General features: G+C 67.3%; 12 protein-coding genes. 1 reads left to right on the top strand and 11 read right to left on the bottom strand.

Annotated features, from left to right (window positions below):
* Positions 1-212: 212 nt before the first annotated feature.
* From ACKI2N_RS15345 to ACKI2N_RS15295, 11 genes are all read right to left on the bottom strand, one after another.
* A complete protein-coding gene (locus ACKI2N_RS15345) occupies positions 213-1,349 on the bottom strand; it encodes a hypothetical protein (RefSeq protein WP_420993684.1) in 1,137 nt (378 codons plus the stop codon).
* Positions 1,349-4,006 (bottom strand): T6SS effector BTH_I2691 family protein, encoded by a 2,658-nt coding sequence (locus ACKI2N_RS15340; protein ID WP_420993685.1) that lies wholly within the window; start codon positions 4,004-4,006, stop codon positions 1,349-1,351. Before ACKI2N_RS15340 ends, ACKI2N_RS15345 begins: the two co-directional genes overlap by 1 nt.
* The gene (locus ACKI2N_RS15335) at positions 4,003-4,908 is read right to left on the bottom strand and encodes a DUF4123 domain-containing protein (RefSeq protein ID WP_420993686.1); all 906 of its coding nucleotides are present in this window, start codon (positions 4,906-4,908) and stop codon (positions 4,003-4,005) included. The genes ACKI2N_RS15340 and ACKI2N_RS15335 overlap by 4 nt, the downstream gene beginning before the upstream one ends.
* Positions 4,905-7,019, bottom strand: a complete 2,115-nt coding sequence (locus ACKI2N_RS15330; RefSeq protein WP_420993687.1) for a type VI secretion system Vgr family protein — start codon at positions 7,017-7,019, stop codon at positions 4,905-4,907. The genes ACKI2N_RS15335 and ACKI2N_RS15330 overlap by 4 nt, the downstream gene beginning before the upstream one ends.
* Before the next feature lie 115 nt (positions 7,020-7,134).
* Entirely contained in the window at positions 7,135-8,055 is a 921-nt protein-coding gene (locus ACKI2N_RS15325; RefSeq protein ID WP_420993688.1) for a LysR substrate-binding domain-containing protein, read from the bottom strand.
* 146 nt (positions 8,056-8,201) lie between these two features.
* Entirely contained in the window at positions 8,202-10,337 is a 2,136-nt protein-coding gene (locus tag ACKI2N_RS15320; protein ID WP_420993727.1) for a phosphocholine-specific phospholipase C, read from the bottom strand.
* Between the two features lie 62 nt (positions 10,338-10,399).
* Positions 10,400-10,696: a hypothetical protein gene (locus ACKI2N_RS15315; protein ID WP_420993689.1), complete on the bottom strand. Its 297-nt coding sequence runs from the start codon at positions 10,694-10,696 to the stop codon at positions 10,400-10,402.
* An 11-nt stretch (positions 10,697-10,707) separates the two neighbouring features.
* Positions 10,708-12,891, bottom strand: coding sequence for an alkaline phosphatase family protein (locus ACKI2N_RS15310; RefSeq protein ID WP_420993690.1), 2,184 nt, complete (start codon positions 12,889-12,891; stop codon positions 10,708-10,710).
* A gap of 519 nt (positions 12,892-13,410) precedes the next feature.
* Positions 13,411-14,043 carry an MlaC/ttg2D family ABC transporter substrate-binding protein gene (locus ACKI2N_RS15305; RefSeq protein WP_420993691.1) on the bottom strand — a complete coding sequence of 211 codons (633 nt, stop codon included), beginning with the start codon at positions 14,041-14,043 and terminating at the stop codon, positions 13,411-13,413.
* Between the two features lie 238 nt (positions 14,044-14,281).
* Positions 14,282-14,632 carry a DUF1428 domain-containing protein gene (locus ACKI2N_RS15300; protein ID WP_420993692.1) on the bottom strand — a complete coding sequence of 117 codons (351 nt, stop codon included), beginning with the start codon at positions 14,630-14,632 and terminating at the stop codon, positions 14,282-14,284.
* Positions 14,633-14,771: 139 nt separating this feature from the next.
* On the bottom strand, positions 14,772-15,314 hold the full coding sequence (locus tag ACKI2N_RS15295; protein WP_420993693.1) for a hypothetical protein: 543 nt from the start codon (positions 15,312-15,314) through the stop codon (positions 14,772-14,774).
* A gap of 333 nt (positions 15,315-15,647) precedes the next feature.
* On the opposite strand from ACKI2N_RS15295, the gene ACKI2N_RS15290 reads away from it, so the two are divergent.
* Complete coding sequence (locus tag ACKI2N_RS15290; protein WP_420993694.1) at positions 15,648-18,023, top strand: ATP-binding protein; 2,376 nt, start codon at positions 15,648-15,650, stop codon at positions 18,021-18,023.
* The last annotated feature ends 1 nt before the right edge of the window (position 18,024 follow it).

Genomic DNA, 18,024 nt, shown 5'->3' with positions numbered 1-18,024 from the left:
ATCCCGCGCCCGATTCCTCGTAGGGCTGGTGCCTTGCTGCGGGCCGGCGACGGCCTGGGCAATATTGGGCCTGCTTGATGCGGATGGCGATTTGGCTGAAGCCGCGCACTTGACGACGAAAACTGCTTGGCGCATCTGCGCGGATTCATTTCGCGCCGCGTCAGCTGATCACACGATGCCGGCGGAAGAAGATGGACTGCCGACGGCGGCAATCAAGGCTGCCCGCGGATGGAACGATCCGTGCCGCGGGCGCTGCCTTTCCGCTCGGGCCGCCTGCCAGGACGCACGGCCCAGCGGTGTTCGTTGGCCAACAGCTGCTCGCGGACGCCGGGCGGGTAGTCATCGGCGGTGGACAAGGCGGGTACGGGCTTGCCCGGCAGGCCGGCCTCGCGGAGGACCTTGGGCCAGCGCGGTCGCCAGCACAACAGCAGCGATGCCCAGTGCGACAGGCCAACGATGACGAAGGCCGGCGAAATCATCAGGCAGCCCAACCAGATGAGAGGGCCGCCATTGTGCAGGAAGGGACCTGATGCCTCGAATTGCGCGATGAAGGCTTGCCACGGCAATGGCAACTGCGAACTGATGCGCGGCTTCGGAATGGCCTGCAGGCCGCCCTCGTTCATGTAGCGGCGGATGAATTCCCACTCCGCCTTGAGGTCGTCCGCGCTGCTGCTTTGCTTGCCGACGAAGGCCATGACGGGAAAGGGCAACGGCGTGTCGCCAGGAAACCAGCCAACAAGGAGACGCTGCCCGGCGATTTCCTCCGTGCTGACGCCCTCCCAGGGCACGACCACAATCCCGCCACAGCTAGGAGGACGATGTAGATAGACCTGGCGCGTGATACGGTTGAAACGAATGAGCAAGTGGCGGGAGGTCAGCGCTTCCAGGCGCGTGAATCGGAAGGCGTATTTGAAATAGAACCAGAGAGGTGTACCTGAAATTAATGTTACGAACACGGCATAGAAAATATCGCCAATATCCAAAGGCCTGCCAAATACGGGTTCATTGCCTCTGATCAAGGCCAAATAGATGGGCAAGGCAAAGTCAACCCACATGCCGAACAAGAGAAGAACAAAAGCCCCCGAGATAAAAGTTACCAACCCGCGCTTATCCTCCATGCCACCGCACCGCATTTCCAGATAAGTGTCGTTGCAAGCATAGACCGGCCCTCGCGTTTCAGCATATGCGAACCGTTTCGCCGCCTGACGCGCCTTGTCTTCGGTCACGGATTCTGCGTACACGGGTTCCATCAGTGATTTCTTTGAGTCTTCGGCCTCTCCCATGTTCTCCTCAAACCATTGGTCAGACTTGATGTTGAGCAACCATGCCATCCACTCTACGTAGTACATTAGAACACCTCGTGCAGTCCGCCGTACAGACCGGCGAGTTCTTCTTTCGTATCCTTATACGGCTTTTCCCGATCGAACTTGGGTCCGCGATACATAGTACGTTTGCACCATTTTTGCAGGGCGTCATCATCGAAAATAGCGATGAATGCACTAACGACCAGTACGACCCCGGTGCCACGAAACAGGATGCGTTGCATTAATAGGGCGAAAGTTTCTTTGCCGAGGAATGCAGCGGATCTGGAAAGAGCGCTAAACAAGGTGGACGAACGAGAATAAACTGCGCGCTCGACTGACAATTTGAGCATTGGCCCCGCCGCCGCAAATGCAATGCTGGCCTGGCTTGCAATCATGGAAACTGTTACTGAAAAACGGATGAGATATGCAATACTTAGCCAACTATTTCCATGGTTTCGAGCCTCGTTTGCATCCGACCAGTCGTACCTGACGAGATAGATGCCAACTGTCGTAGCCAGCGCCGCTCCCCACAACTTGAGTCCACCAAGAAAGACCGCAGCTCCCACGCTCGTTGTACTGCCAGCGGCATACTGGCGTAGCACCACCTCGGTGCCGCAGGCCAACACTTCCAGACTTGCCGCGAAGGTTGTTATGGCGGCTGCGCTCAACTCCGTTTTTTCCTTTTCGTCCTGGGTGCCTTTGAGCCATTTATGGCTGAGCAGGGCGGCCTCGAACAGTAATAGCCAGCCACTGGCGCGCACTTTGTAGAATTCACTGGAGCGGGCATCGACCAGTTCGGTGGCGAAGGCGAAGTTCACATTGCGCTTGACCTGCGCGCGCAAGAACTTGGGGTCGGCGCTGCGCCCGATCGCCTGCAGCTCTTTGAGCCGCAGTTTGACGGCTTGCCTGCCGATGCCAGCGGCCAGCAAGGAGCGGCTGAAGCCGTGGACGAACCACTCCATACCCTTGGGCGCGCGGCGCAATGTCTGACGCCCCAGGCTGGTGTACCAGGCGGGTGCGCCGCCGGCGAGCCTGGCATTGCCGGCCTTTTCCATTTCCTCGTACAGCCCGTTGGCCTTGTCGAACATGTCTCCCAGAGTCTTGGCCCGCTCCAGGCTTTTGCCTGTGTAGTCGTAGATATCGGCCCCGGTGACGGGCAGCGGGGCGGCTTTGGCCGCCTCCTTCATGCGCGCCATCTCCGCGAGCATGTCCTTCTGGTTCAGCGCGAAGCCTCGCATGGCAAGATTGGCGCGGTCGGTGGCGCTGCCCTCCCACCACTTCTGGATGATATCGGCGGTGGCCTTGCAACCCTCCGCGCCCAGGACGCACAAGCCCGTCTGGCCGGAGAAGTGCCAGCCGTTGGCGTGGTCCTTGTTGTCGTAGACATCCAGGGCCGAGAGCAACTGCTCGCTCTGCAGCCATTTATGGTGATCGTTGGAGCGGCCCTCGGCCAATTCTTCCAGCGCCTTGCATTGCTTCTCGAAGTTGGCCAGGTTGGCTTTCATGGCCTGGACCTGCAGGGCGGCCTGCGGGTCCGGCGGATTGACGTAGCTGGTTTCGAATCGATTGCGGTATTCGCCGCTGTCGAGCTTCGTCTGCACCCGCGCGCGGATGGTCGCCTCGTAGTCCTTCATGTGTTGCTCTGCGGCCCGTTTCCAGCGGGCGTCCTGCTCCTTGCCGAGCACCCAGCCGCGGGTCGCGGCGGCGCCTGGGTCCTGGAGCTTGGCGCGCTCGATATCGATGTAGTGTTGCGCTGCGATGGCGGCCGATTTTTCTTCGAACAGCTGCCTGACGTCGTCGAACGCCTGGGCTACCAGGATCATGCGTTCATTGCTGATGCCTTTCCGGTTCTTGCGGCCGAGGTAGTCTTTGAGTTGTTCCGCCGCCTCGTTTCGCCATGCGTTGAGCTGCTGGGTGATGCCGATGGGGTCGTGCAGTACCACGGCGCAACCGCGTGCGCGGCGGTCGGTTTCCTTGAGTTCCGAGGCTACCCATTGCGCGTGGTATTCGTAATCCGGGCTGGAGTAGAGCTGGCCGGCGAGCACCGGCGCGAGAGCCTTGTCGGTGCCGGCAATGGCATCCGACAGGGTGCCGTCGATCGCGGACGGGTCGAGCACGTCGGCGGCAAACGAGCAGGTCTTGGCAATTTCCCGAATGTCGAATTGCTGCAGCTTGTCGCGCAAGGCGGTATTGTCGCGCACGTCATCCACCATGCGCTTGGTGAGCGGATCCGGGGTAAACAGCAGGCGCAGCTCTTCGACATCCTCCGGCGCCTTGAAGCAAATGGTCCAGCCACTCCGCAGTTGAATGCCTTGGGTCTCGGAGATCGGCTGGTGGGGCGCATACGGCCAGACCGGATGGAATACACCGGCAGGCACGGCATGCCAGGCGCTCTCGCAGGACCATTCCCTGCCCAGGCGCTTGACGAAGGCATAGAGATATCCCTCTCGCAGGCTGCGCACGGCGTACCGGACATTGAGTTTGTCGAATGCCGGAAAGTTCTTGCCGAGATTGGACGATAGCTGTGGCGCCAGTTTGTCCAAGGCCTTCAGGTCGCCGTGGGCGAGGACCGCATAGCGCAGCGGCAGGATGGCTACCTCCGTCTTGCACTCGACACAAGGACCGGGCGCTTCGTCCCTGCGTGTTTTCTGGGCAACGCGAAGTGCCTGGGGCAGAAGCGTGGCAGGCGAGTTCGTGGTCATGATTGCGGCCTCTTTGGGTCTGCCCGGTGCTGCAGAGCTGCCAGCGACTGGCTCAGCGGAAGTTGATCGGTGAGGGCACGTTTCACGGCATCCTGCCAGTCGCGATCGGCGGCCAGGCGCGCAGCGGGTATCGACAACCCCACCAGGACGTAGGTGGTCAGGTCGTCGTGGCGGCTCAGTCCATGCTGGCGGGCGGCGTCGAGCTGGGCTTCTATCTGCGCCAGGCGCACGCCGCGGCAGTCGCTGGCGAAGACGGCCGGAGCTTCCTGTTCCAGCGTGTGCAGCAACTGATGCGGCAGCGGGTCGGAAACCAGGGCTTCCCACAGGGCGTCGGTCAATGTCAGCGCCGGCGGCGAGGGCTGCGGCAGGCGCGCGCCGCCGCGGATGCGGCTCCAGCGCGGGTGTTCCGTCGTGGCGCCGGCAAACCACCAGGACAGGATGGGAGCGAAGAACCAGCTCACCCAGGCCGGGCTGGCCGTGCGGTGCAGGACCGGCAAGACCAGGGGATCGTAATAGCGCAGCAGGTAGCGTTCGCCATCGCCGCCTTGCGCGAAAGTGGCGTGGCTGAAGTGGCGGGCCAGCATGTCGGGAGGCCACAGGCTGGTCACCCAGGCCTGGATCACGTCGGTACCATAGCCGCTGGCCTTGGCGATGAGGGTGTCGAAGCCGGCCGGGCTGCTTTCGTCCGTGCCCGCCAGCATCGCGCCCAAGGGTTGCAGCGTGGCATAGTCCGGGTCGAGCAGCAGAGGGTGCAGCAATCCCTCGAAGCGCGCGGTCACTTGTTCGCGTTGCGCTTGGGTCAGCATCGCCATGTCGATCAAGGCCATCAGGTAACACGGCCGTGCGCCGGCGTTATAGTGCAGGTCCTCGCTGAATGCCTGCAGGAGCTGGCGGGCGATCATGCTTCCACCTTCATCAGGGCTTTGCGCTGGACGGCGGCCTTGAGCCAGCAACTGATACAAATGGGTTCGCCGGCGGCGGGCGTACCGTCGATGGCGGTGGTGTTGCCCCCGCCTCCGGCCTGTCGGTTCAACGGTCCCTTGAGATAGATCGCGATGCCGTCCACGGTGATGCCGCTGTCGTCCAGCGTGATGGTGCCGCCAGGCCCGCACAGGCGGGCCACCTGGCCGGCCTGCAGTTCGTAGCGCGCGGTCTTGCGCTCGATGCTCTGCCCGGCCTGCAGCTTGTGGTGGCCCTGCACGGTCGTCTCGGCATGCCCACCGATCTCCACCCAGTGGTGGGCAACGGTCTTGTCGCGGCGATTGTTGCCCACCTCTTCCGTACGATCCTTGCCGGTCCGGATCGTGTGGTTGCGCCCGACGGTCTGGAAATCGTCCTGGCCGACGTCATGCCGGCGGTCCTGGCCGACGGTTACCTGCTCGTCCTTGCCCACGGTCTCCTTGCGGTCGTGCCCGATGGCGACGGTCTCGTCGTGCTGCACCTGCTCGCTGCGGTCATGCCCGACGAAGGTGGTTTCGTGATGGTTGACGTGGATGTTCTGGTCCTTCTGCGCGTGGACGAAGATTTCCTCCTGGTCCTTCTCGTCCTCGAAGCGCAGTTCGTTGTAGCCCTCGCCCTTGTGGGTCTGGCTCTTGATGGTCATGCGGGTCTTGTGGTGTGGCAGCGCGTACGGCGGCAACTGGTTCGATCGGTACGTGCGGCCGGTGATGACCGGCTGGTCCGGGTCGCCGCTCCAGAAGTCGACGATGACCTCCTGGCCGATGCGCGGGATGGCCATGTGGCCCCAGGTGGCGCCGGCCCAGTTCTGCGCCACCCGGATCCAGCAGGAGCTGTGCTCGTCGTGCCTGCCCTGGCGGTCCCACGGGAACTGCACTTTGACCCGGCCCCATTCGTCGCAGTAGATCTCTTCGCCGGCCGGTCCGGTCACGGTGGCCGATTGCGGCCCTTCGATGCACGGCCTGGGCAGCGGCTCGGCGCGCCACTCGGTGCGGTCGGGAACCAGCTCGGCGGTGTAGCTGTAGTGAGTGCCTTGTTCGCTGCCGGCGCTCTCCTCGGCCTGGCTGGTGTGCTGCACGCCGTGGTGGCGCAGGCGCACGGGGCGCCAGCCGCGGTTCATATCCTGGCGTGGGTGGCCGGTGAGCTCGAAGGACAGGCCGGGCACCAGGCGCGGGTCGTCGCCCCCGACGCGGGCGAGGCGGGCGTCGCGGCGGTAGCCGCGCAGGCGCGCCTCGGTGAAGGGCTTGCCGGCTTCGTCGCGCTTGTAGCGCCCCGGGTAGGCGTAGTGCGCGTAATGCGTCTTCTGGTGCTCCAGGTCGGCGCCGAGCGGGGCGTGTTCCTGGTCGTACTGGGGATGGGTGAAGGTGTAGTCGCGCTGGGTGAGGCGTGCGGTGCGCACGTTCTCGGAGTAGGTGAAGCGGCGCAGGGCGGGCTCGGGCTGGTCGCCGCCGGGGTTGGGGTTGTAGAGCACGGGCCCGCCGGCGATGCGGCCCTGCACGAACAGGCGGTCGCTGTGGATCAGGCGGTGGCCGTCGGCGTCATGGCGGAAGGCAAAGTAGAAGCCTTCCTCGCGGGCAATGCGCTCGAGGAAATACAGGTCGGTGTCGCCGGCCTGCACGCAGTACTCGCGGGGCAGGTGCCCGGCGGTGACGATCTGCTCGTAGCGGGCGGCCAGGCCGTGGTCGTCGAGCACGCGCCGGAGGATCTCGGGCACGGAGAGGGTCTGGAAGATGCGCCAGTTGGAGGACAGGCGCAGGCGGGCGAGGGCGGGCTCGACGACGGCGCGGTAGCGTGTGCGCCGAAAGCCGGTGTCGCCCTGCTCGAAGCCGCTGACCAGGCCATGGACATGGCGCACGGGTTCGTCGCCGCGCCAGAGGGTGAGCAGGGCGGGCCGGTCGAGGATGGCGGCGAAGTCGAGGCCGGGATCGGCATGGGCCAACTGCACGTCGAGGCGGAAGGTCTCGGAGAGGGCCTCGTCGAGATCGAACGCGATGACCTCGAAGTCGACGCCGCCGACGACGGCGAAGGTGAAGCGCAGGTCGGACTGGCGGGCCATGGCGGATCTCCGTGCAATGCGGTGCCACGGCATGATGCTGGCGATCCACCCGTGCAGGCGTCAGAAGCGTCGGATTCTCGATGGGGATATTTCGCGATCGCGGTGGTGAAATGCACTAGGCATCCGGGCGGGATGCCCCTTCAGGACTGCGAACCGTCCGCCCCTCTGCGCGTCCGATGCAACGCTCGACCGCCTCGAAGAAAGACGAAATCAGCCGGCTTTCGCGCCGCTCGCGCAGGCAGCATACGTGGATATGCGTCGACACCACGTCGCCCGCGATGCGCACGGGGCGCAGCCTTGGGTCGGGCACGTATTCGGACTGGGAGACGGTGCCCACGCCGAGCCCGCGGGCGACGGCTTCGCGCAGTGCTTCGCGGCTGCCGATTTCCATCGCTACCTGCACGGTCACGCCGTGTTCGAGCAGGGCGTCCTCGAGGGCCTTGCGGGTGGTGGAGCCGGGTTCGCGCATCAGCAGCGGCTTGCCGGCCAGCTCCTGCAGCGCGATCGATTCGCGGCGCGCGAACGGGTGGTCGACGTGCACGAAGGCGATCACCGGATAGCGCGCGTAGGGCTGCATGTAGTAGCGCTCGTCGGGCAGCCGGCTGGCCAGCACGCCGACGTCGCACACGTATTTGTCGAGGTCGCCGAGCACGACCTCGGAGTTGCCGAGCGTGACGGACAAGCCGATGCCGGGATAGATGGCGTGGTAGGCCTCGATCATCTCGGTGACGTGGAACGGGCCGACCGCGCCGACGCGCAGCAGGCCGCGGCGCAGCTTGCCGCTGTCGTCGAGCAGCGCGGACATGTCGCCTTCGAGCGCCATCATCCGCCGGGCCAGCGGCAGCAGTTCGAGGCCCAGCGCGGACAGCTCGACGTGCCGGCCGCGCCGGTGGAACAGCTCGGCGCCGTATTCCCGCTCGAGCATCTGGACCTGGGAGTTGAGGGTACTGTGGCTGATCCCCAGCGTGCGAGCCGCGGCCGCGAAGCCGCCATACTGTGCGACGGCGATGAACGCGCGTATCTGGTTGAACGTCACGGTAGCCTCTCCCGGCCCTTTCACGGCTCTGAAAGGCGACATCATGCGGGCCGATCGTGATGGCTGCATGTCACCGGCGCGCCTGGCGTCCGGGCGGCGGCGCGGCGCCGGGCGTTCGCCGCCCGGGCCGCTTTCCTGCCGGCGTCTCACGCCACGCCCATGGCGGGATCGCTGACGCCGTCCTTGCCGGTCTCGAGCCGCCCGGCGAAGCGCCGCGCGAAGCTGGTGCCCATGGCCAGCGTGAAGTCGTACCAGCTGCCGGAGGCGTCGAGGGTCCAGTACGGCTCGACCTGCATGCCCGGATTCACCGTATAGGTCCACGGCCCGTCGGTGCGGTACGCATTGGCGGTCGCCGTCACGGTGGCGGGGGCGTCGCCGGTGTTCATGATCGTCAGGTAGACCGCGTTGTTGCCGTGGTCGTAGCAGACGCGCACTTCCGGGTTGGGGCCGCTTGCCAGTTGCGCCATGTCGCCGGTGAACTGGCGGTGGTAGCCGTTCGGGCCGAGCACCCAGAGGCGGTATTTGCCGGCGTTGTCGGCGAGGGCGTTCCATGCGTCGGAGATCGCCTTGCCGGCTTCCACGGTGTAGCGGCGCGGGTAGTCCGCCAGGTTCAGCTCGTCGTAGACGTGGAACACCGCGCCCTGGGTGCCGGTGTTGCCGAAGGTCAGCCACACCTGGCCGTGCGCCAGGTCCACGTTGGCGCTGGTGTGCAGGTGGTAGGGCAGCGCGCGCGACGGCCGCGCCGCGAGCGGCTGCCGGGGCAGCGGCACGGAGCCGACCGCCGGCACCGGCACGCCACCCGCGGCGGCCTGCTGCGAGTAGGCGGCGTCGGCCTGGGCCTTGGTGGGCGCCGTGGCCAGCGCCGGCCTGGCGCTGTTCGGCGTGCTGAAGTTGAAGCACGAGGTCAGGTCGCCGAACACGGTGCGCCGCCACGGGCTGATGTTGGGCTCCGCGATCCCGAAGCGCTGCTCGAGAAAGCGCAGCGTCGAGGTATGGTCGAACACCTGCGAGTTGACCCAGCCGCCGGCGCTCCACGGCGAGACGACCAGCATCGGCAGGCGCACGCCGGGGCCGAACGGCCTGCCGTCGGGCGTGCGCTGGGTCGAGTCTCCGGGCGGCGCGGGCATCGTGAAGTATTCGCTGGAGGTGTCGACGGTGGACTTGCCGGCATAGGTGCCGTCCGCGTTGCGCCAGGGCGGGTCGGGCGGCGGCATGTGGTCGAAGAAGCAGTCGTTCTCGTCGTAGTTGATGAACAGCACCGTCTTGCTCCACACCTCGGGGTTGGCGGTGAGCATGTCCAGCAGTGTCTGGATGTACCAGGCGCCCTGGTTGGGGATCGACGAGATCGGATGCTCGCTGTAGGCGGCCGGCGCCACGATCCAGCTGACCTGGGCCAGCGTGCCGGCGGCGATGTCGTCGGCGAGCGCCTGCAGGTAGCCGCCGTCCGGCATGGTGTTGCCGTAGCCCTTGTAGAGCGGCGAGAGCGCTTCCATCTCGGCCGAGTAGGGCGCGCTCGGCGAGCCCTGGGCCTGCAGCCGCTCGTTCGTCGCGCGGTAGCTGGCGAAGGCGGCGAGCTGGTTGTTGCTGCTGTTGTTGCTGGGGTTGTTGTAGACCTTCCAGCTCACCCCGGCGGCCTGCAGGCGTTCCGGATAGGTGGTCCACGTCAGGCCGGCGCCCGACGGGCCTAGCGGCCCGTAGTTGTCGTTGCTCACCACGGCCTGGTTGGCGACGTTCGCGCCGTTCGTCCCGCTCCACAGGAAGATGCGGTTGGTGAAGGTGCCGGTATGGATCGACGTGTGGTACGCGTCGCAGATCGTGAACGCGTTGGCCAGCGCCCAGTGGAACGGAAGGTCGGCCTGCTGCAGGTAGCCCATCGAGGCGTTGATGTTCTTGGCCTTGGGCCACGCCGCCATGCGCCCGCCGTCCCACGCGGCCTGCTGGTCGGACCAGTCGTGGGCGCCGCCGACGTACAGGCCGTTGCCTTTGCTGGGGTCGAGGTAGTACGGCTGCACGGTGCCGGACGCGCCTTGCTGGATCCACACCGGGTTGCCCGAGGCCATCGGGATGGTGAAGCGGTCGCTATAGCCGCGCACGCCCGGCATGGTGCCGAAGTAGTGGTCGAACGAGCGGTTCTCCTGCATGAAGATGATGACGTGTTGCACGTCGTTGATGGTGCCGGTCGCGTTGTTGGCCGGGATGGCCAGCGCGCGCTGGATGGCCGGCGGGAAGGCGCCGAGCGCGGCGCCGGCCGCGGCGGTGCGCAGGAACTGGCGGCGGTTCATTCTGGTCATGATGATCCGTGTCTGGAAGTCGTCGGGGTGGGTGCGTGACCGTGGCCGCGCGCTCAGGGCGCACAGTCGAGCCGCGAGTTCAGCAGCGGCGACGGCAGCGCCGGCGTGCCGGATGCCGCGCACGGGCCGGGCGCGGGCGCCGCCACGATCGGCACCTCGCCGGTCACGCCGCCGGCGCCGAGCGCCGCGGTGCTGCCCGGCACGGTTGCCTGGGCGGGGGCCGGCGGCGCGCCGTCGTCGCCGCCGCAGCCGGAGACCAGCAGGCATGCGGCGCAGGCCGCGCCCGCCGCCGCCAGCATGCGCAGCCGGACGCCGGCGCGGCGCGGCGCGGGGAAGAGTTTCGATGTCATCGGCGTACCCTTTAGTTCGCTTGCAGCGTGGACAGCGGCTTGTTCGACAGGAAGATCGACTGCAGTTCGGCGTCGGTCAGGACGCGGTTCCACATCGCCAGGTCGCCGAACCATTCCTGGTAGGTGGGCGCGGTCGCGCACTTGCCGGGGGTGTATGGCGGCGTCACCGTGCCGTTGCATTTGTTCATCAGATAGGTGCCGGTGCCGTCTTCGCCGATGCCCCACTGCGAGAACGGCGACAGCTTCGACAGATCCACGGTGCCCGTCGACTTGCCCGCGGCGACCTTGTTGGCGATGCCGGTCACCGGATCGAACACGTACATGTTCATGGTCTTGGCGACGCCGTCGACCGAGAACGCGATATAGATCCACCGGTTCACGGTGACCTGGGTGTACGGGCTGGTCGGGCCGTCGGCGCGCACGCCGCCGCCGGAGCCGATGTTGAACGCGATGCCGCACTGGTTGCCGCTGCTGGAGAACAGGCCGATCGCCACGCCTGCGTTGCCGCCGCTGACGTAGTTCTTGTTGGAAATGATGGGCACGTCGTTGGTGGCGATGCACGACGGCACCTTGAACCAGAACCCGATCGTGAACTGCGGCGCCGTGCCCTTGGCGATGTCGAAGCCGGTCGCCGGCGTCATCTTGTAGCCCTCGAAGCCGTTGGTGTCCACGAAGTTGGTGTCCACCAGCAGGCCGTAGGTGCCGGTGAAGGGGCCCGGCACGACCAGCCCGGCGGTGGCGGGCAGGTCGTTCGCGTAGGGGCCCATCGTGCTGTGCCCGAGCGCGTCGGCCGGCGGCAGCGAGGCGCTGAACGGGTAGTAGCTGACGAGCCCGTTGGCCAGCGTGGCGGCCAGCGGCACCGGCGGGACATACGACACCGGCGGCGCGAGCGTTGCCCGCAGCGCCATGTCCTGCGCATCGCCGACCTGCACCGTATAGCTCAGTTGGTAGGTGCCCTTCGCCGTCAGGATCTGCGACAGCTGGTTGTCGGTGTAGGTGGCCGTCCCGGCCGGCAGGTTCGACGCGATCACCTCGCCGTCGCGCAGCACCGTGATCGCGCCGCTGGCCGGCGCCGCCCAGTTGAGCACCACGCTCGCGTTCGCCGAGTTGTTGTCGCTCACGGTGGCGGCCAGTTGCGACACCGGCTGCGTGCCGGTCAGCCTGCCGCCGTCCATCGCATAGTCCTTCGCGGCCGGCAGCAGGTTCAGGTATCCGAGCAGGGTCGGCGCCACGTCGGCGATGCTGGCGTACGCGTACAGGTCGCCCAGTGCCGCCGGCACCGCCACGCCCACGCCGTGAGCGCCATTGCCGGCGCTCTGGTTGAGGCCGAGGAAGGTGGCCGACTCTGGCACCAGCGGCAGCCCGTCGTCCTGGCTGGCGGCGCTCAGGCCGTGGTTGCCGGTCACCACCACCAGCCACCGGCTGTCCGCGTGCTTCGCCGTTTCCGCGACGAGACTGCCGACCGCCTTGTCCAGTTGCGCGAGCGTTCCCGCGTATTGGGACGAGCCGAGCCCGTAGTCGAGCGCGGCGTCCTTGGCGGTGTGGTACTGCGCCACCACCGTGGCGTAGTTGCCGCCGATCATCTGCGTCGCCTGGGTCGTCACGCAGTCGGCGACGGTGGTGTTCTGCGAGCAGTCGGCCAGCGTATCCAGGTAGCCCGCGCCATGATCCGAGGACAGCAGCTGGGCCAGCCCGGCCGATGCCACCGCCGCGCCGTTCAGGCCGGTGCTCGCCGCCCTGGCCGCCTGGAACAGCGTGCTGCTGTGCATGGCCTGCTTCGGCGCGTCCGAGTTCACCTGGTGGCGCGCCGCCCACGTGCCGGTCAGCAGCGTCGCCCATCCCGGGGTGTCGAGGTTCGGTTGCTGGCTCGGCGTGCCGGCGATGCCGCCGCTGTAGGCGAGCTGGATCTGCAGCTTCGCCAGATTGGGCAGCGCGCCCGCGGCGATGCCGCTCTGCAGCGCGCCGTAGGTCACGCCGTCGAGGTCGACCAGCAGCGTGCGGTTCGCCACCGGGCCCGAAGGCGCCGTGGGCGGCGCGGCCGCGGGCGGCGCCGCGTCGGCGCTGCCACTGCCGCCACCACCGCCGCCGCAACCGCCGAGCGCGCCTGCCAGCGCCGTGGCCAGGGCCAGCGAGCAGGCCAGCCCGGCCGCGCGTTGCCGCTGCGGGCCCGCGCTTGCCCGTTCCGGCACCGGCATGCGGCCGCGAGGGCGCCGCGCGAGCCGCGCCCGCAGCAGAGGGAAGGGGGATGACGCCTGAGAAGCCGGGTGGTCTGCTCGCATGCTCTCGCTACCTGTGATGAGGTTGGGGGTGGGCGAATTTAAGCTGAGCAGGGTTACGCGCCAGAGACGAAATCCCGGGGTTATTTCGACGATCCTGTCGGGTTTTTCGTTTGATGAGCGCGGGCCGGCGGGCCGGGCCGCGGGGGAACCGGAGGACGTGGCGCGGTGGAATCGTGACAAGGCGGCGCGCGGCGATGCGCCGGAGGCAACGCACGGATTGCGCGGATGGCACGGTGTTGCGGGCACCGTCGCAGCCGCCGCCGGATGCGGCTGCGGATCGCGCGCAAAGGACGATGTGGAGCGCGGGCGCTATTTCCCTTGGGAGTGCCGGCGCCGGTCCCTCGGCGGGACCGGAGGGAACGCGAGGGATGCGTGGGTCATTCCGTCATGCGGCCGGGCGCGCGCCGGATAGCGCGCCACCGGGCGCGCCGGCCTTCACTGCTTGACCACCACCGGCAGCCTGTTGCGTTCGGTGAGCGAGCGCAGCAGGCCTTCCACGCCGCCTTGCTGGATGATCTCGTTGAACTGCTGGCGGTAGGTCTGCACCAGCCAGGCGCCCATCACGTTCAGGTCGTACACGCGCCAGCCTTGCGGGGTCTTGTGCAGGCGGTAGTCGATCTGCACGGGCTGGCCGCTGGCGGTGTCCAGCGCGACCGTGCGCACCACCACGTCGGTCTCGGTGGGCTCGAAGCGCGAGGGCGGGTAGGCGATCTGCTGGTCGGGACGGAGTTGCGCGATGGCGCCGGCGTAGGTGTGGATCAGCAGTATCTTGAATTGCTCGATGATCTGCTCTTGCTGCGCCGGCGTCGCCGTGCGCCAGTACCGGCCCATGGAGAGCTGCGTGGTGCGGCGCAGGTCGGTGTAGGGCAGGATGTCGCGGTTCACGATGGCCGTGATGCGCGGGATGTCGTCCGGTGCCACAGCGCGGCTGCGTACTTCGTTGAGCACTTGCTGGGTCGCGGTCTGGATCAGTGCCTGCGGATGCGACTGGTCGTCGATCTGCGCGAAGGCTGGGGCGCCGAATGCGGACAGCGCTGCGTAGAGGAGGGTCAGGAGCAGTGTCTTCATGGGAGGAAACCGGCTTGAGTCGTGTGATCGGAAGCTTGGGGGTCGCGCACTGAAGCCCCTTCGGATGAGGGGTGCCATCGCCGCTATTCTGGCACGGCGATGGCGCCCGGTAAGCCTTATCTTCCGTCGACTTGTCGTTCTCCTCTGCCCTTGTCGGCCTGCGTTCACCTGCGCCATCCCGCCGCCGCCGGCGCAGGTGCGCCATCGGGCACGCCCGCCGGCGTGGCGCCCCGCGGGCTCAGGCGTCCACCAGCACCTCGAATCCGCCAAAGATCATCCGCTGGCCGTCGAACGGCATCTCGCCGTGGTTTTTCAGGCGCGGGTCTTCCATCGCGGCTTTCATGCCGGCGTCGCGGGTCTGGCGGTCGGGCCACGTGATCCAGGAGAAGACCACGGTTTCGTCTTCCTTGCGCCGCACGGCCATGGAGAACGAGGTGACCTTGCCTTCGGGCACGTCGTCTCCCCAGCATTCGACCAGGGCGAGCGCGCCGTTGTCCTTGAAGACCACGGCCGCGGTTTCGGCCATCTTCTTGTAGATCTCGCGGTTGGCGGTGGGAACGGGAACGACAAATCCATCGATGTATGCCATGTCTGATCTCCTTTTTGCCTGTCGGCGCATGGGTGACGGGCGGTGCCGGTGCGGCCCGCTATCCGGACGACGGTTCAGTGTGGGGGAAATCGACAGGCCGGGCGGAATTCTTTCGTCGGGGTGGCGCCGCGGGCGTTTTTCAGCCCAGCGGCAGCAGCTCGCGGAACGAGGACTCGATATGCGCCACCAGCGACGGGCTGGCGGTGTCGTTGAGCAGGACCTGGAACGCGTCGAACACCAGTTCCACCGCGGCGCGGTCGGTGGCTTCGACGAGCCGGGCCCGCAGCGGATGGTCGGAGGTGCCGAAGGTGCGCGCCATCACGTCCATCAGGTACATGCGCGCGGCGGCGAGGGAGCGTTTCCTGCCGGCTTCGGCGGGGGCGGGGGCGGGGGACGGCGTGGCGGCCGGTGCGGCCGGTGCGGCGGGCTGTGCGGCCGGCGCGCCTTGCGCTGCGCCGGCGGGGCCGGCCGCCAGCTTGACGAGGCCGCCGTCGATCAGTTGCATGACGGCGCTGGCGTCGAGCCCGAGCTGGCCTGCGCGGCTGACCATGTCGGCCATGCTGGTGCGGCCGTCGACCATGATCAGCAACGCGCGGCTGCGCCGGTCGAGGGTGCCGGCGCGCTGCCCGAGAACCTCGCGACCGGCTTCCGTTTTCTCCAGCAACCCAACCAGACCTTGCATGGCTCGTCCTCCCCAGGTGGCGCCGAGGCTAGTGGCGGCAGGTGACAGCGGCATGACAGCCTGATGGCACCGAGGTGGTACGGGCGGGGCGCGCGCAAGCCACGTCCGGCGCGTGTCGGCGGGCAGCAAGGGCGCGCGCGCGTGCGGCAGATCTGCGGGGACCGATGAACCCCACTTGCGAGGGGCGGCGGGGTGTGGCCGGCGCAACGGTGCGTCATCGCTCGGTCACACTCACTTAGCAATAATCACGGCGCACGACTATTCGTTCCGTTTAAAACGGGCAATTTTCCCTTTATATAGGGCTTGACACGCTTGCAGACAGGGGCTTAGAGCATGACCATCCGTCATCGCATTACGTTATTGGTAGTCCTGATGTTCGTGGCACTGGCGGCGATAGGCGGCTATGCCGTCTACCAGACCCGGGCCGGGGCTTCGGAGGTGAGGCAGGTGACGGAAGGCGTGGTGCCCAGCGCGCTGGCTTCCGCCGATGTGGTGTCGCTGGTGAAGGACGTGCAGCTGGCCACCATGGCGCTGGTCTATGCGCCGGACGGCAACCTGGTGGCGCAGGCGCAGGACGAGCTCAAGGCCAAGGAGGCGGCGCTGCGCGAGGCGCTCGCGCGCCAGGCCAGGGGCGCCAACGGGCAGGCGCAGAAGGGCCTGCTGACGCAGGCCGGGGAGAGCCTGGACAACTATTTCGGCGCGATCAGCGAGACCGCCGAGATGAAGGCCGCGGGCCGCAACGAGATCGCGCAGGCCTTCCTGTTCGCCAACGTGGCGCGCTATCGCGACGAGATGGAGAAGATCGTCGATACGCTGCGCGTGGAAAAGAACCGCGAGAAGGACGAGGCCATCACCGGGCTGAACGGCAAGCTGGCGACCACGGCCACCGCCATCGGCGTGGTCAGCGGCGTGGCCATCGTTCTGCTGACGGCGATCGGCGCGCTGCTGTACCGGCAGATCACCCGGCCGCTCACGCGCATGCAGGCGATGATGAGCGAGATCGCCACCAGCCAGGACTTCACGCGGCGCGTGCCGGTGGGCCGCATGGACGAGATCGGCCATTCCATCGTGGCGTTCAACCGGATGATCGAGAAAATCCAGGAGAACGCGGCGCTGCTGCGGCAGAAGACCGCCGACATCCAGGCCATCCTGCAGAACATGCAGCAGGGCATCCTGACGGTGGTGGAAGGCGGCACGGTGCACCCGGAGTATTCGGTGTACCTGGAAGAAATCTTCGAGACCCCGGACATCGCCGGGCGCGACTTCATGCAACTGGTGTTCGCCGACACCGACCTGGGCGCGGACGCGCTGTCGCAGATCGAGGCGGCGGTGGGCGCGTGCCTGGGCCAGGACGGCATCAACTTCGTGTTCAACCAGCACCTGCTGGCGGGCGAGGTGGCGCGGCGCATGCCGGACGGCCGCGTGAAGGTGCTGGACCTGAGCTGGTCGGCCATCACCGACGACGCCGACACGGTGACGCGGCTGATGCTGTGCGTGCGCGACGTGACGCAGCTGCGCCAGCTCGCGGCCGAGGCCAGCGAGCAGCGCCGCAGCCTGGAGATCATCGGCGAGATCCTGTCGGTGAGTCAGGAGAAGTTCCACCAGTTCATCGAAAGCTCGAACAGCTTCATCCACGAGAACGAGCGCATCATCCGCCAGTACTCGGAGGCGGACAGCGCCGCCATCGCCGCGCTGTTCCGCAACATGCACACCATCAAGGGCAACGCGCGCACCTACAACCTGCAGCACCTGACCGACGTGGTGCACGAGACCGAGCAGCGCTACGAATCGCTGCGCCAGGCCGGGCACGGCAGCCACGGCTGGGACCAGGACAGCCTGATGCAGGAACTGGCGCGCGTGCGCGAGGCGGTGGAGCGCTACGCCCACATCAATGCCGTGAGCCTGGGCCGCCGCGGCCAGGGCGGCGGCGCGGCGCCGCTGCTGATGGCCGGCAAGGAGCGCATCCGCGAGAGCCTGCGCCTGCTCGAGGCCGCCAATCCGGACAACCTGCACGACCTGGTGTCGATGCGCAAGGCGGTGCACCAGACGCTGCGCCTGCTCGAAACGCAGAGCCTCGGCGAAGCGCTGGCGGGCGTGCTCGGTTCGCTGCCTTCGCTGGCCGGCGAGCTGGGCAAGGAAACGCCGGTGGTGCGCATCCAGGACAACGGCTACCGCGTGCACGAAGAGGCCGGCGCGTTGCTGGAGAACGTTTTCACGCACCTGCTGCGCAACGCCATCGACCACGGCATCGAAGCCCCCGAGGCGCGCCTCGCGCACGGCAAGCCGGCCGCGGGCACGATCGAGATCGAAGCGGGTGTCGACCAGGACATGCTGCAGATCACGCTCAGCGACGATGGCCGCGGCCTGGCCCTCGACCGCATCCGCAGCATCGCCGCCGAGCGCGGCTGGATCGAGGCCGGCGCCGCGCTGGCCGATGCGCAGGTCGCCCAGTTCATCTTCCGCCCGGGCTTTTCCACCGCGCCGGCCGTCACCGCGGTATCGGGGCGCGGCGTCGGCATGGATGCCGTGCACGATTTCCTGGCGCGCGCGCAGGGCAGCATCGAGCTGCGCTTCACCGACGACCGCGAAGGCGCCGCGTTCCGCCAGTTCCAGACCATCGTCTGCCTGCCGGACCGGCTTGCCGTGGACAGCGTCGCCATGATGACGAACGCGGCGGCCGGGCAGGCCGCGGCCGCCAACTCCATCTGAT

Source organism: Cupriavidus sp. 30B13 (genome assembly GCF_049059565.2).
GTDB lineage: Bacteria > Pseudomonadota > Gammaproteobacteria > Burkholderiales > Burkholderiaceae > Cupriavidus.
The sequence above is the reverse complement of the archived record's forward strand: the minus strand, read 5'-3'. Positions and strand labels throughout refer to the sequence as shown.

Coding starts and splice junctions, on each gene's coding strand:
- ACKI2N_RS15310 (WP_420993690.1), bottom strand. CDS start 12,891: ATGCCGGTGCCGGAACGGGCAAGCGCGGGCCCGCAGCGGCAACGCGCG.
- ACKI2N_RS15345 (WP_420993684.1), bottom strand. CDS start 1,349: ATGTACTACGTAGAGTGGATGGCATGGTTGCTCAACATCAAGTCTGAC.
- ACKI2N_RS15330 (WP_420993687.1), bottom strand. CDS start 7,019: ATGGCCCGCCAGTCCGACCTGCGCTTCACCTTCGCCGTCGTCGGCGGC.
- ACKI2N_RS15295 (WP_420993693.1), bottom strand. CDS start 15,314: ATGCAAGGTCTGGTTGGGTTGCTGGAGAAAACGGAAGCCGGTCGCGAG.
- ACKI2N_RS15290 (WP_420993694.1), top strand. CDS start 15,648: ATGACCATCCGTCATCGCATTACGTTATTGGTAGTCCTGATGTTCGTG.
- ACKI2N_RS15335 (WP_420993686.1), bottom strand. CDS start 4,908: ATGATCGCCCGCCAGCTCCTGCAGGCATTCAGCGAGGACCTGCACTAT.
- ACKI2N_RS15305 (WP_420993691.1), bottom strand. CDS start 14,043: ATGAAGACACTGCTCCTGACCCTCCTCTACGCAGCGCTGTCCGCATTC.
- ACKI2N_RS15315 (WP_420993689.1), bottom strand. CDS start 10,696: ATGACATCGAAACTCTTCCCCGCGCCGCGCCGCGCCGGCGTCCGGCTG.
- ACKI2N_RS15300 (WP_420993692.1), bottom strand. CDS start 14,632: ATGGCATACATCGATGGATTTGTCGTTCCCGTTCCCACCGCCAACCGC.
- ACKI2N_RS15340 (WP_420993685.1), bottom strand. CDS start 4,006: ATGACCACGAACTCGCCTGCCACGCTTCTGCCCCAGGCACTTCGCGTT.
- ACKI2N_RS15320 (WP_420993727.1), bottom strand. CDS start 10,337: ATGAACCGCCGCCAGTTCCTGCGCACCGCCGCGGCCGGCGCCGCGCTC.